Here is a 16,621-nt window from a genome sequence, read left to right on the forward strand (position 1 = left end):
CTGACGCTGTCTGCCGGCGAGAGGCCGCACACCCACATGACGGGTCTCCGTACTGTCGGTTTAGGTTTCGAAACCACCAACCATGACCATGTAAACCCGCACCGTCCGTGACCACTGATACCGTCGGTGGCCCCAGTACGCTGTGTGCGCGTCGGCTCGCTTGCTCCCTCTGGGACAACTAATCCCGGAAGTGTGGCAACATCGTCCCGAACGACACACCCCTGGAGATCAAGTGCACCCTGTCAAGATTGTTGACTTGTTCGCCGGACCTGGCGGACTCGACGTGGCAGCGGAGAAGCTCGGTGTCGCGACGGTGGGTGTGGAATGGGACGCCTCAGCTTGTATGACGCGCCGGGCCGCAGGTCTTGCCACGGTGGAGGGCGACGTACGCCGCTACGGCCCTTCTGACTTCCCTGAAGCAGATGTACTGGCGGGCGGACCACCGTGTCAAACCTTCACTGTCGCCGGCGCAGGAGCTGGCCGCAGGGCGCTCGACGAAGTACTGCGCTTCGTCAAGCGTATGGTCGCCCGAGAGGACCGAGAAGAGATCGAACGGGATCTTGCGAAGCTGGAGGACGAGCGAACCGGCTTGGTGCTGGAACCTCTCCGCTGGGCCCTTGAAGCAATCGACGACGAGAAGAACACTGCTTATCGAGCGATCGTGCTTGAGCAGGTCCCCGCAGTACTTCCAGTATGGGAGGCTTACGCAGCGGCCTTGGACGATGAAGGCTATGAAGTGGACTACGGCATCCTCCGTACGGAGGAATACGGCGTTCCGCAGACCCGCAAGAGAGCAGTACTGATCGCTCGCAAGGGCGATGAAAAGGTAGCCCTGCCTAAACCTACGCACCGGCCCTACCGGAAGGGTGTCCCGCGCGAAGCTGGCGACCAGGGGCTCCTGGAATGGGCGACCATGGCGGATGTGCTTGATCGACGGTCGCCGTTCCTCGTGATCTCGAACTACGGTACCGGGGGGGACCCCAAGGCTCGCGGCCGTCGCTCCTCTCAGGAACCATCGGCCACGGTAACCGGAAAGATCCGCCGCAACCGTGTCTTTTCTCTGGACGGCGTCGAGTTGGAACGCTTCTCTCTCGCAGAAGCGGGCCGCCTTCAGACCTTCCCTGCCGACTATCCCTGGTCGGGACGAGATGTGGGTCAGCAGATCGGAAATGCTGTCCCCCCGCGGCTGGCCATGCACATCCTTTGCGCTGCATTCGGCTGGAAGCCTCCCGAGGATATGTTGTTGGAGAGTCTCACGACGTGGAGATCCGTAAGAGATCCAGAGTTTGCATCCCTTGAACGCGCCGTCGAGACAGACGTGGAGTACGTCTGATATCACTCCGGCGCTCTCCGGAGACTTGAAACCAACGGCTTGAGTTACGGCTGCCTTTCCGGCAAGCGCAGAACCCACGGTTGCCGTGCCAGCAAACGGGTCCATCGAGAACTCCTGGCACGGCGGACCGTCAAAGATAACGTCAGCGCTTGTCGCCGGGCAGCACCGCGTGCAGAAATCCCGCGCACACAAAGCCCAGGCCCACGCCGGCGACGAGCCCACCGACGAGACCAACGCCGATGCCCACGCCGGTGCTGATGGTCAGGATCACCACCCACCGTAAGGGCAGCTTGTCGTTTCCGGTAGAACCATTGGGGGCGTTGTCATCCATGGGGAACCTCGTTCTCGGCTTTGATGCCGACATTTCGGACGGCACCATTCTTTATCGATCGGAAAAGTGGCTTCGAAACAAGGAAGACCGAACCCTCGACCAAGGCCTACCTTGGACCGCCAGAGTTAAGCATTGGCGATCCTTGCGCATGTGCAGGGAATCAATTCAATCCGCCGCATCGCATAGTGCATGGACACCAGAAAGTGCCATGTACTGCGAGCCTCGTCCGTAGCGCAACCCAAGTCCCGCGACCATGCCTCTACCAGATGACGACGGAGCACAGCTTCCATCGTCTTGCTCGATAATGCATGGCAAGGACCTCCAAGATCGCAACCCTGGAAGACGCTCGATAAAGTTGACCGATTCCACTTCAACAGCGTCACATCGCTAACCGCACAGACTCGCCGTCACCCCCCTTGATCGCCGACCAAGTAAAACACCCAGGAAGCACTGCGAAACGGCGCGGACAAGGGATAAGAGCCCTTTGGCCATCCGTGGGGGCAGAGCGTCAAGGCGACGCCCCACTCTCCACTCTCGTGACGCCTCACTGCATCGCACCGCCACCTTTCCATGAGCCGGTACCTCAACGGTTCACTTTTCCGCCATCGCCCGTCTCTGACACCTTCGGCTTCCGCCCGACCAGACATCAATACGCGCACATTAATTGCATCAGCATGGACCCGGACCGCCGGCCTCCAGGCCACCGGAACTCCAAGGAAGAGAGTCCAGCACAAACTCCTCTAGCGCAACCAGAGTTTACAAATACGACCTAAAACGCAACATGCTGCGCAATACGCCAAAAGCGCCGTTTGTCACTTTTTGCACGCGTTCGCCCCGATTTCTGTCGCCACCCAAAAGGTGACTCTTGCCACTTCTTGACATCTAGACCACGATGCACCTACCCTCTCGTCAGCGGCTCGCTTCGAGTCGACGCCTGCGTCTGGATGAGCTCTCTAGCCTGAAGACATGGGCCGCACAACTAGATGCTTTCCTTCGGAACAGGACAGAGTCTCATTTTTATTTGCGGCTCTGTGTCAGCGTGCCATACGCCAGCGTGTTTCCCCCGATGATGAAAGGCATTCAGGGCTCGATGGAACCTTCCTCCAGCGGCGGCGCTCGACACCTCCACAGGGAACAGTTGGAGAAGCTCGAACAGTCGCTCAAGAATGCTCTGACGCTCGTCCAGGAAAAACGGCAGATCACACAGCCCGAGAATTTGAGGCCCATTGACTGGCTGGACACTGCCGCTGCAGTCGGTGTGTGCCTCGCCGAATCACGGGAGGCCCTTGCCGAGGTGCGTCAAGACGTCATCGGCGGCGCCCGAACAGCCCTCCTCCTCTACTTTCGCAGTCATTCGGGCGAGAAAGTTTCGCCCCAAGAGCTGGAAGGTGTAGCGGCAATCCGGGCGTGGGCCCGACGCATCCGCGAGCTTCGCGCGGTCGGCTGGGACATCGACACCCTCGGCGCGGGCGCTGAGGCACCGTACCGTCTTAACGCGCCACATCTGGAGGAGTCGGTTGCTTCGAGCGAAGCGACCATCGTGTCCGTCGGCGGTACGAACTCTGTGGAAAGACTGATCGAATACCTCCTCCACATCAGCCCGTGGCCGGCGAGTCCTCAACAGCTTGAACGCGTCGCCAAGACGCCAACATGGCGACAGGAGATCCGTGACCTGATCGACCAAGGCTGGCTGATTCAGTCACATGACGACAGCCCCGAGGAGATCCCGCCTGGCCACTACCGCCTAGCAAACCTAGAGGCATGACTGGCGAAGTTCCGCCCAGTTTGTCGTACCTCTCTGGCATAAACGTCTCTACAACAGCGTCCCTTGTTGTTGCGAGGAGAGCAGATCCACGTGGTCAGTCCCAACGATGCCCTGCATGCCGGCCCCTCCGATTGGGCGGGCAAGGACAGCCCGGTAGCCCAGGTTGTCCTGAACCAATCTGAGGCGTGCCTCAAGTCCTACGTGGCCAACACCGATCTGGTCGAGGAACACGCGAACATCGAGACGTCCGTTCGGGAGGGTGGTTATGGAACCCGGCAGCTCTTCGAGCTGATCCAGAACGGCGCCGACGAGCTTCGGTCCGCCCCGGACGGATTGATTCACGTGGTTCTGACGGCGGAAACGCTGTACTGCGCGAATCGTGGCAATCCGGTTACCCCTGAGGGAGCTCGAACCATTCTGGCCTCGCACCTATCTCATAAGCGTGGTGCAGAGATCGGGCGATTCGGCGTGGGGTTCAAGTCCGTCTTGAGCGTCTCGGACCAGCCGCAGTTTTTCAGTCGCAGCGGCTCCTTCGGATGGTCTGCGAGCCGCGCTCGTGCCCGAATCCTGGAACACATTCCCGCGTCCGGCCCCACACCGGTTCTACGCATCGCTCATCTACTTGACGCCGACCAAGAGCGTATGTCGGACGTGATACTGGACGAACTGATGTCCTGGGCCGCCACTGTGATCAAGCTTCCTCTCCGCAACGACGGCGTCGCCGACCACCTGTCCGAGCAGCTGCGGGACTTCCCGGAGGTGTTCGCGGTGTTCTCGCCGCACGCCGGACGCGTGATCCTGGAAGATCGCAGAGGCGAGCCTTACCACAAGGAGATCATCGTAGGGGGCGAAGGTATTCGCCGCTCGCTCCGGCTCATTGAGAACGGCATCGAAGCGGAGCCCCTGGAATGGTCAGTCTTCGAGAGCTACTCCCGGCTCTCCGATGAGGCGTGGGCCGATGCCGGCGAATATCGCAATCGTGTCGCAGTTCCCATCGCATGGGCTGTGCCAGACTCCGGATGGCAGCGGGAGGGCACCTTCTGGGCCTTCTTTCCGACGGAGTACAAAACTACTTTGAGTGGTGTCCTGAATGCTGCGTGGAAAACCAATGAGGACCGCCAGCACATCCTTAAAGGTAACGTCTTCAATCAGGAACTGATGAAGGAGGCCGCGCGCCTGATCGTGGCCTCCTTACCCAATCTCGCCACGTCGGAAGATCCCGCGAAGCCACTGGAGCTGATCACTGGGCGTGGTCGAGAGGCCCGTAACTGGGCTGACGATCGGCTCACCGAACTGATCCGCACGGAGGCGGCGCGCAACCGTTCGCTACCTGATCAGGAGGGGGTGTTCCAAAGCCCCAAAGACATGAGGATCCATCCGAAGACGCCGGCGACCGATGACGGGCGACGTTGGATGACTTGGGTGGAGCGGTGGGCCACCTATTCTGGTCGCCCTGTCGCATGGTGTCATCCCTCCGTCGAAAGGACGGCGACCCGTCGATCCCGTGCCGACACGCTGATCGAGGAGGCGGGGGGCAAGGCAGCCACCGTCCAGGAGTGGATGGAGGCACTGGTCTCCGACGGTTCCGCAGCCGCCTCAGCTGTTGCGTTGTCCATCGTGGCGGAGATGGCTGCAGAGAACCACCCCTACAAGCACGAGGCGCTCAGGTCTGCGGTCTTGCGCACGGCGGACGGACGACTCGTCCCCCCTCAGGAGGGGAAGGTCTTCCGACGTTCGCCAATGGACCCCTCCACTGAGGGCACCGTCTATGTCCACCCAGAGCTGGAAAACGATCCAGCCGCCTCTCGATTCCTCGACATTCTCGGTATCAGGGAGGCAGACGCCTTCGGCCGCTTTTCCGCGGCCGTCTCGGGTGGTTTCGCCCTCTATAGGGGACCCGACTGGGACCGGCTGTGGCTGCTTGCCCGGGCTACAGGCGCCGAGCGCGCCGTTGCACACTTGATCAGCCGAGGCGTGGTCGCGGATCTCAAGGTCCGTGCACGTACTGGCGTCTACAAACGAATGAGCGATTGCCTGCTCCCTGGGGCGGTCATCCCCTCTGGGAGTCCCGACGACGGGGATTTCGTGGTGGACGAGGACTTCCACCACGATGACATGGTCATGCTGCGCCAGTTGGGCATGTCCGACATCCCGAGTGCCGACGTGGATCCTTCGCCGGCTGCCTGGTTCGACGAGTACCGATCGAGCATGATCGACCTGTACTACAAGTCCATTCCTTCCGGCGATCGCAGGCCGCAGCACAGCAAGATCGTGGTCTCAGGCGCAAATCCCGCCGGTCACCTAGGGCTTCTGTTCGGCCTTACGCCCGCGGCGCGCTCTAGGTTCATCCAGAACCTTCCGACCGCTGGAATGGTCACGACCTGGTCGGTCTACGCACTTACTCGCCCCGATGACGCGGCCCTGCCCATTCAGTCACCGCTGGTATGGACCATTGCCCAGCGCGGCAGACTGGCTACCTCGATGGGCGTCCGTCGCACCTCGGACTGCGTCGGTCCTGGCTTGAGGGACCATGCTCGCGTGCTGCCGGTCGCCGACATCGACCCCGGCCTTGCACGTGCCCTTGGTCTCGCGAACACCCTTGAGGAGATCAAGGGCGCACTCTGGCTGTCTCTCCTCAACCAGGCTCTCGAGAACGAGAGGCCTGTGGAGCTCGGCATGCTTTATGCGCTGGCCAGCACTCAATTGAGCACCCCACCGAAGATCCGCTGCCAGCAGGGCGAGGAGTGGATTATTTGTCCTCCTGCGAACGCAGTCGCCACTGCGGATCAGAACCAATATCGACGTCTCATGGCAGGCGATATCGCGGCTTTGCTGGTTCCCAGATCGGACGACGTCGCCCAGCTTGTGTCCCAATGGGGAATGAAGACGTTCGATGAGGTCTACATCACCGAGCTCCGTGCGACCTACCCAGGTCGGCCGATCCCTCTCGAGGATGTGTTCCCCCAGCTGAAGTTCGAGCCTGGACGCCCGCTGCGCGGCCTGCATCTGCTGCGCTGTGAGGCCCTGGAGCAGCTTATCCGCACACCGTCGGGTCAGACATCGGAGCCTGTCGAGATCGGCCGACGCGAAGAAACGATCTACTGGCGCGACAGCGGCGATGACCTGGACCTGCTCCGGGAGCTGAACGCACTCCTCAAGCTGGGGCTCTCGGAAGAACGCTGTCGGCAGGTCCTCCAGCACCGTACGGACATCCAGCGAGACCAGCAGATCGTCAAGGTCAGGGAGCTGCCGGATCTCAGAGACAAACTCGTGGCCATGCTCAGTGTCGACGTGCTTCGGGAACGGCTACCGTACGGCCTGGTCGACGCCGTCGAGGCTGAGGAAGGTCCCGTCGACGACCGAACCATCGCGGAGCTGGCACTTGCGGTGTACGGCTCAGGCATTCTGCGGGACTTCCGTCAGGAACTGGAGGATCGCGGCTTCCCTGTACCGACACAGATGACCGGTAACCATCCGGCGAAGGCATTCGTAGCCGATCTCGGTTTTCCCGCCGAGTACGCCGGCTTCCGACAGCCTGGCCTCGACCCAGTGCTCACTGTGCAGGGCCCGGTGGATTTCCCTGCTCTGCATGAGTACCAAGAGCTGATGGTCGGCCGAATTCTGGAAACCCTCCAGAGCAAACCCTCCCAACGAGGAATGCTCAGTCTGCCCACCGGGGCGGGCAAGACCCGGGTCGCCGTCGAGGCGATAATCCGCCGAATGCGCTCGCTCCCGCCCGAGGCCGTCTCCGTCCCGGTGCTGTGGGTGGCACAGACGGATGAGCTGTGCGAGCAGGCGGTCCAGACCTGGCAGATGGTATGGCGCCACACAGGTCCCGCCCAGCAACTGACCATCAGCAGGCTGTGGACCACCAACGAGGCAGACCCTGTGGAGGAGGGCTATCACCTCGTCATCGCCACAGATGCCAAGTTGAAAAAGGTCATCGAGGCTGACGGCTACGCGTGGCTTCGCGAGGCTCAAGCTGTCATCGTTGACGAGGCCCACACCTCGATCAGTCCGCGATACACGCAGGTCTTGGCCGCTCTCGGTCTGACGCCGCATCGATCTCGATGCCCTTTGGTCGGCTTGACCGCAACACCCTTCCGGGGGACCAATACGGAAGAAACGCACCGCTTGGTGGCTCGTTACGGGAGCAACCGGCTCGACCATCACCGGGACGGCACGGATATCCTAGGGAGTGAGCCGTATGCCACCCTGCAGAAGCTCGGAGTGCTGGCCCGGGTCCGACACGAGGAACTGCCAGGCGGCAAGCTAGATCTCAGCGCACGGGAGCGAGACGCCCTCACTCAACTGCGTCGTCTGCCGGCATCGGCGGAGGAGCGACTCGGCCATGACACCATCCGTAACCGAATTCTGATCGACAAGATCCTTAGCTTGCCGGACGACTGGCCGATCCTGCTCTTCGCCACGTCCGTCAATCATGCCCAGACCATGGCGGCACTTCTTACTCGCAAGGAGGTCTCCGCCGCCACCGTATCGAGTGACACCGACCCTGGTCAGCGCCGGCATGCGATCGAGCAGTTCCGCCAGGGCAAGATCCGAGTGCTTGCCAATTACAACGTCCTGTCCCAAGGATTCGACGCCCCCGCGACGCGGGCAGTACTTGTCGCACGACCTACGTACAGCCCCAACGTCTACCAGCAGATGATCGGCCGGGGCATTCGCGGCCCTCTGAACGGCGGCAAGGAGGAGTGCCTCATCATCAATGTCGCCGACAACATCGTCCAATACGGTGAAGAGCTCGCGTTCCGCCAATTCGAATACCTGTGGAAGAGACGATGACAGACCAGGTCAAGCTGACGGCTGCGCAGCAACGTGTCGTCGAGGCGCCCGCGTCCGCTTGCCTCCTGGTGACGGCTCCTGCTGGAACGGGCAAGACGTTCTCGTTGACCCGCCGGCTGGCATTTCTCTGCGACGAAGAGGCACTTGAACCCGCCGAGCTCTTGGTCCTGAGCTTCTCTCGTGCCGCCGTCCGCGAGATCCGCAATCGCCTCATCAGTTATGGTTCCACGGTTGCGCAAGTCGACGTACGGACGTTCGACTCCTACGCGACATGGCTACTGTCTGAGGTCGCACCGGACGGTCCATGGCAACGACAAGGCTTCGATCAACGCATCCAGGCGGCCACCCGCATGATAAAGGAAGACCCGGACACCACCGAGTTGATCGGTGAAGTACGTCATCTCGTCGTCGATGAGGTGCAAGACCTTGTCGGCGATCGCGCTGAGCTGGTCAAAGCTCTCCTCAGTACCGATCTTGATGGTTTCACTCTCCTGGGCGATCCTGCGCAAGGGATTTACGGCTTCCAACTTGATGATCCACAGGAACGCCTGGCGGGCGCAGCCCGGCTCTATGACGACGTGCGCAGGCGCTTCACCGACGACCTTGTGGAGATCACGCTCGAGGGCAACTTCCGCGCCCGGGAACCGGAAGCCAGGGCTGCGCTCTCCTTCGGCACCGCCCTGGGCAAGGTCGACGCGCCCTTCGCTCAGATCCAGCGTGACCTCAGAACCGTCCTCCTGTCCGGTGATTCACTCGGCACGCTGGACCAGGCGGCCCCGGTCATGGCACGTATGACAGCACCCACGGCGCTGCTGTCTCGGGGCAACAAAGAAGTCCTCCTGGTCTCCAGGCGCCTTCATGAGCTTGGCGTAAGGCATCGCCTTCAGCGTGCCGCCCAGGACAAGGTTCTCCCTGCGTGGGTGAGTGCTCTCTTCCTCAAACTCGATTCCAAGCAACCGGCGAAGGACTCAGTCCTGACAGTTGTGCGGGAATCCGGCGCTGATCCTGAGGAGGCGTGGGGCCTCCTTCAGCGTATGGATCCGAACCGGCGTGACGAGACGCTTGATCTCACAGCCGTCCGTCGAAGGCTGTCGCGTGGAGATTTTCCCGACGAGCTCACTCAGCAGCCGTCGGAGCCACTCGCCGTCTCCACTATCCATCGGGTCAAAGGGCTCGAGTTCGAGCAGGTCATCGTCGTCGACCCGGGTGAGGCACCGGACGACGATCCGATAGAGCAGGCCGAGCGCGCCCGACTGCTGTACGTCGCGATGACACGTCCCCGTGATCTGCTGATGTACGTGAAGCCTGTCACGAAACTGTCATCAGGACAGCTCAAGCAGCTGCACGACGGACGGTGGGCCGAACTCGGCTTCAGAGCGGGACACCGCCTCGGCATGGAGATCCGCCCCGACGACGTGCACGCCGAGGACCCCGCCGGCACGGTCGGATTTCAAGACGACCCGCGAGAGATCCAGAAGTACCTGGCCACAACAGTACGGAGCGGAGACCCCGTCATACTGGCTCAGGTCCCGGGCTTCTCGTCTGAGGACGTCCCGAGATACGCCCTGGAGCATGAGGGTCGGCGCATCGGTGTGACCACCGACACCTTCGCCAAGGCGCTACGAACGCTTCTTCCAGGAAGTGATCGCAGACTGCCCTTGGGCATCAAGGAGCTTCGAGTAGACAGTGTGGAGACCGTGATCGGTCGCGAAGTCGCCGGTGTCAACGCCGGTCTTGGATGGTCGGGTGTATGGCTGCGGCCGCGGATCACAGGACTGGGCCGTTTCGATTGGGCTGGGGAGCAGGCGTGAGCTTCGACAAGCACTACGTGTTTCGCGACGAGTTAGCGGCACGGTTGGAGCGTGACCTGATCGGCCCATCGTCACCCAAGGAAGTGATCACGGACCCTCCGATCACCAAGTACGCGGCAGGCGTCCTCTTCCCTCAGTCGGAGGAGAATGTCGACGACGACCCGGACATAGAACTCGAGAACCGGCATCCGACCGATGCCCCCGACCCTGCCGTCACCATGGCCAACGTCAGATACCCGTCATCCATGGGAATGACGTTCTCAGTCGACACCACCGCAGCGGACTCGATCGTCGTCGAGGTGGAAGCGGCTCGCTATGTACCCGCTGCGGCCGAAGGCCGGCGCAGTAGGACCAGTTCGGTAGCGGAGGAAGCCTGGCAACGTGAGCCCATCTCGATAGCACCCCCAAGTATCAAGGTCTCCGTGGCCAATCAGCCAGAACCAATCCGGCTCATGAACAACTTGAGACTGTTCGTACGGGTGCGTCAGGCCAACGCGGACGGAGTAGCCGCTGTCACGCTGGCACTGATCAATACGTTCAAGGCGTCCGCAAACAGCGCCGACCGTGATGCGACCGCCTTCTTCCAACCCTGCATTACCGTAAGAGCAACGGATGGTTCGTCCCCGTTCGTAGAGCGTCCTTCGCTCGGCTCAGCAGACTCGGACGAGGAGCTCAACTCGTACCGTCTGCTCTACCGCCATGCGCCAATCTTCGCCACCGGCCACGGCTGCGCAGTGGAGTGGGAGCCCTCAGACATTGCCATCAATGACATGGCAGCCAAGCCGTCCGCTGGCTGGATCCGCACCACCTTCGTCCCTACGTACGATCTACGACTGGCTGATTCCAATCCAACGATCGACACAGAAAGCCTTGGGATGCATCGTCTAGCGACGGCATCCGACGCAGAGGTCATCTCCGCGCTACAGGGTCTGACGTCAGGATATCGGCGCTGGATCGAACACAGAATGGAACAGGCCCGGAGCATCTTTGATGACAGGCTACAGAAGACCGCTGTGGAGCATCTGGAGCGCTGCAAGGCAGTCTGCGGCCGGATGGACGCGGGGATCGAACTCCTGGCGAACTCCGTGGATCCCACCCCGATGGAAGCGTTCCGGCTGGCCAATCAGGCCATGGCCATGCAGCGTGCTCGGACGGAGTGGCTAAAGTCCTCTGAGAAAGGAACCACTTCGCCCGATGAATCCGTGGGTGTTTGGCGACCGTTCCAGATCGCCTTCATGCTCCTCTCGCTACAGGGCATAGCCGACCACAGGTCAGACGATCGCGACATCGCCGACGTGCTGTGGTTCCCCACAGGCGGTGGAAAGACCGAGGCGTACCTGGGACTGATCGCCTTCGCTACCTTCCTCAGGCGTCTCCGTGATCCGCTCAATGGAGGCGGGGTGACTGTTCTTATGCGCTATACGCTCCGCCTTCTCACGGTCCAACAGTTCGAACGCGCGGCCCTGCTGATGTGCTGCATGGAGCGACTGCGGCTGGATCGACCTGAACGCCTCGGCCCGACAGAAATCTCCATCGGCATGTGGGTCGGTCGCGGATCCACGCCCAACACCTTGGACGAGGCCAAGCGCGCGCTACGTAGGTTGGCCAAGAACGAAGAGGTCCAGGAAGAGAACCCCGTTCAAATCCGCTCATGCCCCTGGTGTGGGACCGCACTTGATCACTACAACTACAGGATCTCGGACGATCGGGTGGTCATCGCCTGCGAGACAAGCGGATGTGATTTCGCCAGCGGACTACCCGTCCATGTCGTGGACGAGAGCATCTACGCTGCCCGGCCAACATTGATCATTGCGACCTCCGACAAGTTCGCCGGCCTTCCGTGGAAGCCTGAAATCGGAAATCTCTTCAATCATTCGAGCGCCGAACCGCCGCCTGAATTGATCATTCAAGACGAGCTTCACCTCATCTCCGGCCCGTTGGGAACCCTGGCAGGCCTGTACGAAACCGCCATCGATCTGATCGGTCGCCGTCCCAAGGTTGTGGCGTCGACGGCCACGATTCGCCGCGCCGTACAACAAGGCCGCGCACTGTTCGACCGCAAGGTCGAACAGTTCCCACCGCCAGGCATTGATGCCCGCGATTCCTACTTCTCCGTCGAGGCTTCGCCCACGCGTAAGGCAAACAGACGGTACATCGGGCTTATGGCCCCCGCGACCAGCCAGACGAGCCTGATGGTGCGGGTCTACGCGGCGCTTCTTCACCATGCCCAGGCGATCGAAGGGGACGACACCGTGCGCGACGCGTACTGGACCCTTCTGGGGTACTTCAACAGCCTGCGGCTACTGGGGGGCGCGAAGCTCCAGGTACAGGACGACGTCAATGATCGACTCGATCTTCTGAGTGAGACGCTCAGCCAGAAGCGACGGGACATCGGCCGTGACATCGAACTGACAAGTCGAGAGCCGTCCAGCGCCATTCCCGGTCACCTTCAGGACATGGCCGCGCCGTACCCGGATGCACTCGGTGTAATCCTCGCCACCAACATGATCTCCGTTGGCGTGGACGTCGATCGTCTCGGCCTCATGGTGATGATGGGCCAGCCCCAGTCCACTTCTGAGTACATCCAGGCAACGAGTCGTGTAGGCCGAAAGTGGCCCGGACTCGTGGTCACCCTGTTCAACGCGGCCAGGTCCAGGGACCGATCGCACTACGAGAACTTCATCACCTATCACTCCGCGTTGTATCGGCAGGTGGAAGCCACCAGTGTCACACCGTTCTCCGCACGTGCCCGCGATCGTGGCCTGCACGCGGCCATCGTCGGCCTCGCCCGGCTCTTGATCCCCATGGCACGTCCAATGGAGGGCGCAGGGTACATTGCCGATTTCGAAGACGATCTTCGCAAGATTCGTCAACAGATCTTGGATCGGGTGGAGCGAGTGGCGGGCCAGTCCGAGCGAGAGATGACAGCTGAGCACATCGACGAGATCATCCATCAGTGGCATGAGGCTGCGGAAGCAAACCCCGGCCTGATCTACGGCACCTATCGACAGCCTGGACTGCTGGTCGACGCCGGCCGCTGGGACGAGTCGGATGATCAAATCGCGGACTCCTTCGCGACTCTGTGGAGTCTGCGGGATGTCGACGTGGAGTCCACCATCTACCTGGACAGGGGAACACGGTGAAGGGGAAGCCTATTGGGGGCGTACGCCGCGCCCAGCTGATCACCACCTACGGGGTGGGCTCCTTGATCGCAGTAGGCAGTGAGTCATTCATGGTCGCCGGACTTGATCGGTGGTCTGAGTTGGGTCCCTACGATCAGACCATCCACGAGCGTCGGCTTCAGAGAGAACTCGGCGTTCAATGCTTCCGGCTTCCCCCTGCCTCTGACAGCGACAAGTATGGCGACGTTCCCGTCATTCGGTTCCCGGAGGTTCAGTCCTGCCCGGAGTGCAACAGGCTGGCGAAGGCAAGGTTCTTCGGCGCCACTCGTAGCCCGGCCAAGTGCAAGGAATGCGATCGGGAGTTGGTTCCCTCCAGGTTCGTCGTCTGCTGTGCCGCTGGCCACATCGACGACTTTCCCTATTTCCGCTGGCTGCATAAGGGCGCCACCACTGCGGGTGGGGAGAGCCGCGATCATGACCTGAAGCTCAAGGCGACGGGTCGCAGCGCGTCGCTCGGCGATATTGAGATCTCCTGCAGCTGCGGAGTTCGTCCTGTGACGATGGAAGGGGCTCTCCGTAAGGGCGCGCTGAAGGGCATAGCTTCATGCGCGGGAAGGCGTCCCTGGCTGGGCGACGTGTCCGAGGAGGACTGTGAGGAGCTCCCACGTGCGATGCAGCGTGGTGCATCCGGAGTCTGGTTCTCCGATGTGCGATCCGCTCTCTCCATCCCCCCGTGGTCGGAAGGCGTTCAGAAGCTCGTCGAACGCAATTGGAAGTCCCTGCGGAAGGCTCCCGACCTCCGCGAGCGTCTCGAAGAATTGGACCTCACGAACCATCGCTTGTACAGCATGGAGGAGATCATTCAGGCGGTTGAGCGGCGGCGTCAGGACGAAGCTGGCCTCTCAGACGGCTCCGAGCCGGCGCTGAAGCTGGAGGAGTATCAGGCTCTGACCAGGACGACTGAGGAGAAGCCCGGAAAGCAGGACTTCGTCTGCGTACCGTGGCTCGACGACAAGGTCGCGACGGAACATGGCATCAGCCAGGTGATGCGGGTCAAGCGGTTACGCGAGGTTCGCGTTCTCAAGGGCTTCAGTCGCCTCGCGGCGCCGAGCGCGGACAACCCGAACGGCCGAGCGGCGCTCTACACCGCCGAGAACCGCCCTGACTGGCTCCCGGCAATCGAGGTCATCGGCGAAGGAGTGTTCCTGCGTCTGGACACCACTCGACTGATCGCTTGGGAGTCACGAGCTGAGGTTGGAGCACGGGTCGCTCCGATCGACTCTGCATACCGAGGGCGGTTCGCTCGATTCGGCCTGACTCCAGACAGGGAGATCACACCGCGTCTGGTCATGATCCACACGTTGGCTCATTCGATCATCAATGAATGGAGTCTCGACTCCGGCTATCCCGCCGCGTCTCTACGCGAACGTCTCTACGTGTCGGACAAGATGTCCGGCGTCCTGATCTACACCGCCACCAGTGACTCAGCCGGAAGCCTCGGCGGCATCGTGGCACAAGTCGAATCCGGAAACCTTGCTACTTCCATCCATACAGCCCTGGAGAGAGTGTCCTGGTGCTCCTCTGACCCTCTATGTATTGAATCGGATACAAGTGGCACAGATAACCTAAACCGTGCCGCCTGCCATTCATGCGCGCTACTACCAGAGACCAGTTGCGAGGAGTTCAACACCCTTCTTGATCGCGCTCTTCTGTTCGGCACGCAAGAAACTCCGAACCTAGGCTTCTTCTCAAGAGCCTAGTACACACCAGTCGGAGCCCGAGTGCCGCCTAGAAAAGGGTCGAAGTGGATGGGGCTGCTCGTTCCACCTTTAGCTCTCCACGCTTTGTGGAGCGTCCTCGCGTGCGAATTCTCTTCTGTCGATCCGCGGAACTTTCCTCTCCCCTCTCCGCGGCAGCAAGGAGCCCATATCCCTCCTCGGCTCTAGATGTGACCAGCCTGCGAAGCATCTCCACCGTCGTACCGACTGTACCCACCAGGCCTTCCTTGACCAGCTCAAGGAACTGAGTATTTGCGAGATATCGACTAACGTTTCCATACCCGAGGACGCGTCCATCCTGGGGGCCGCGACTGGAGCGGTCTTGAAGAAGAATACGTACGTATGAGACCGGCAAATACATGCCCGGCGCCGGTCCCTGATCAAGGGGGTCATCATTATCCTGCCAAAGTGCGAGCTTGAGGAAGCATGGGTCATTACCTAAGCGCCAGTCCCGCGGCTCTCTAGGGCCTCGACTCAGTTCGGCAACGCTCTCAAGTCTGGCGAGCTGACTCTCCAGTTGCTCATCCACGTAGATGGACTTCGTGCGCAGATGGAGCCTCTTGTACTGGACAAGTATGAAGCTGTGCGTGGGCTCGTGGTAATAGATAAGATCTGTCCCTAACCGCCCTTCTACAGGAGTGGCGTTTACGTTGGCGATCTCCAGACGACGTTGCCCGTCAACGAGAACATGGATATCGCATCTCCTCCGCCCCCCTCCCCAACCATCGAAGATTCGAGCATCATGCTCGATCATGCTTTGTTCGGTAGGCTCGGGAATTAGACCCGCAAGATACGGCGCATTTGCTACATCAGGCCTCTGCCACGCACTCAGGGCCGAGGTCGGAAATCCCGCTAGGCGTATCGCTAGACGTGCAGCATCGCGCTCCTCCCGCCATAGCTCGTCTTGCCGGCTGCTCTCAAGCCGATCTGCGTTAGCAACTTTTTCAAGCCATCCAACAAGCTTTTCTATATTCGGATCCAGCGAACGCAATGCGTGCACTACCGCGGAGCTTATTCGTTCATCCAATGGTACAGTAAGTGCCCTTAGCGCACTGTGCAGACGAGGAGTGAACCTGCCTCCGACCGATTTCATCAGCACATGCAGTGGGACGGACTTAGGCATCTGCCGAATCACGTCTACCTTGACCCGGCAACCTAGGCTCGCCGCCTTCTTTCCGTGAGGCTGCATAACCACACCCAGCCATTCGAGCTTTATCTCTTCTTTGCCGTTTATGCCTTCGCGGACAAATATGAGCGCCAGTTGTGGTTGCTTAATCGGCGGATCAAGGGATCCAGGTACAACACGGGTGAAGTACTGATTGATGGTCAGCTTGTCATGGATCTCATCGCGTTCTTCTGCTGCAAGAGTGAAGACGTATACCATATGTCGATCTTAGGTCGTTTTCGAGGAGATCGTTGCCGCCATCAGCAACCATGTGCAACTGTTATGAATGAGCCGCGCCTGCCCACGCCCGCAACACTCGCTCACTGGCGGGCAACTTCGCCGACGAAGGGTTCACGCCGGTTGTCGGCAATTTCGTCCCGACCGTGAGGCGCTCGACTTCATAGCCCGGCGGTCGCGTTCGGTGATATTCGGCGTGCTCGCGCCGCCACTGGCCGTGTTGCGCCACCGTACGTCACTCGCCGCCCCGATGTGCCTGTCCATTACGACTACAGC

Annotated in this window: 8 protein-coding genes; 6 read left to right on the forward strand and 2 right to left on the reverse strand. The window is 61.0% G+C overall.

The features are described 5' to 3' along the window. Positions 1 to 232: 232 nt before the first annotated feature. Entirely contained in the window at positions 233 to 1,333 is a 1,101-nt protein-coding gene (locus tag AB0B64_RS32550; RefSeq protein WP_358181856.1) for a DNA cytosine methyltransferase, read from the forward strand. Positions 1,334 to 1,475: 142 nt separating this feature from the next. Here AB0B64_RS32550 and AB0B64_RS32555 read toward each other — a convergent pair whose 3' ends face one another. Continuing rightward, a complete protein-coding gene (locus tag AB0B64_RS32555) occupies positions 1,476 to 1,664 on the reverse strand; it encodes a hypothetical protein (protein WP_358181859.1) in 189 nt (62 codons plus the stop codon). Positions 1,665 to 2,730: 1,066 nt separating this feature from the next. Here AB0B64_RS32555 and AB0B64_RS32560 point away from each other — a divergent pair. From AB0B64_RS32560 to AB0B64_RS32580, 5 genes are all read left to right on the forward strand, one after another. Continuing rightward, positions 2,731 to 3,429 carry a hypothetical protein gene (locus AB0B64_RS32560; RefSeq protein WP_358181862.1) on the forward strand — a complete coding sequence of 233 codons (699 nt, stop codon included), beginning with the start codon at positions 2,731 to 2,733 and terminating at the stop codon, positions 3,427 to 3,429. A gap of 90 nt (positions 3,430 to 3,519) precedes the next feature. Then, positions 3,520 to 8,232 carry a DEAD/DEAH box helicase family protein gene (locus tag AB0B64_RS32565; protein ID WP_358181865.1) on the forward strand — a complete coding sequence of 1,571 codons (4,713 nt, stop codon included), beginning with the start codon at positions 3,520 to 3,522 and terminating at the stop codon, positions 8,230 to 8,232. Next, a complete protein-coding gene (locus tag AB0B64_RS32570; protein WP_358181868.1) occupies positions 8,229 to 10,043 on the forward strand; it encodes a UvrD-helicase domain-containing protein in 1,815 nt (604 codons plus the stop codon). The genes AB0B64_RS32565 and AB0B64_RS32570 overlap by 4 nt, the downstream gene beginning before the upstream one ends. Further along, entirely contained in the window at positions 10,040 to 13,186 is a 3,147-nt protein-coding gene (locus AB0B64_RS32575) for a helicase-related protein (RefSeq protein ID WP_358181871.1), read from the forward strand. The genes AB0B64_RS32570 and AB0B64_RS32575 overlap by 4 nt, the downstream gene beginning before the upstream one ends. Next, complete coding sequence (locus tag AB0B64_RS32580; RefSeq protein ID WP_358181874.1) at positions 13,183 to 14,925, forward strand: DUF1998 domain-containing protein; 1,743 nt, start codon at positions 13,183 to 13,185, stop codon at positions 14,923 to 14,925. Before AB0B64_RS32575 ends, AB0B64_RS32580 begins: the two co-directional genes overlap by 4 nt. 28 nt (positions 14,926 to 14,953) lie before the next feature. On the opposite strand, the gene AB0B64_RS32585 is transcribed toward AB0B64_RS32580, so the two are convergent. Further along, a complete protein-coding gene (locus AB0B64_RS32585) occupies positions 14,954 to 16,327 on the reverse strand; it encodes a hypothetical protein (RefSeq protein ID WP_358181877.1) in 1,374 nt (457 codons plus the stop codon). Between the last annotated feature and the right edge of the window lie 294 nt (positions 16,328 to 16,621).

This window comes from Nonomuraea sp. NPDC049129 (genome assembly GCF_040648495.1).
GTDB lineage: Bacteria > Actinomycetota > Actinomycetes > Streptosporangiales > Streptosporangiaceae > Nonomuraea.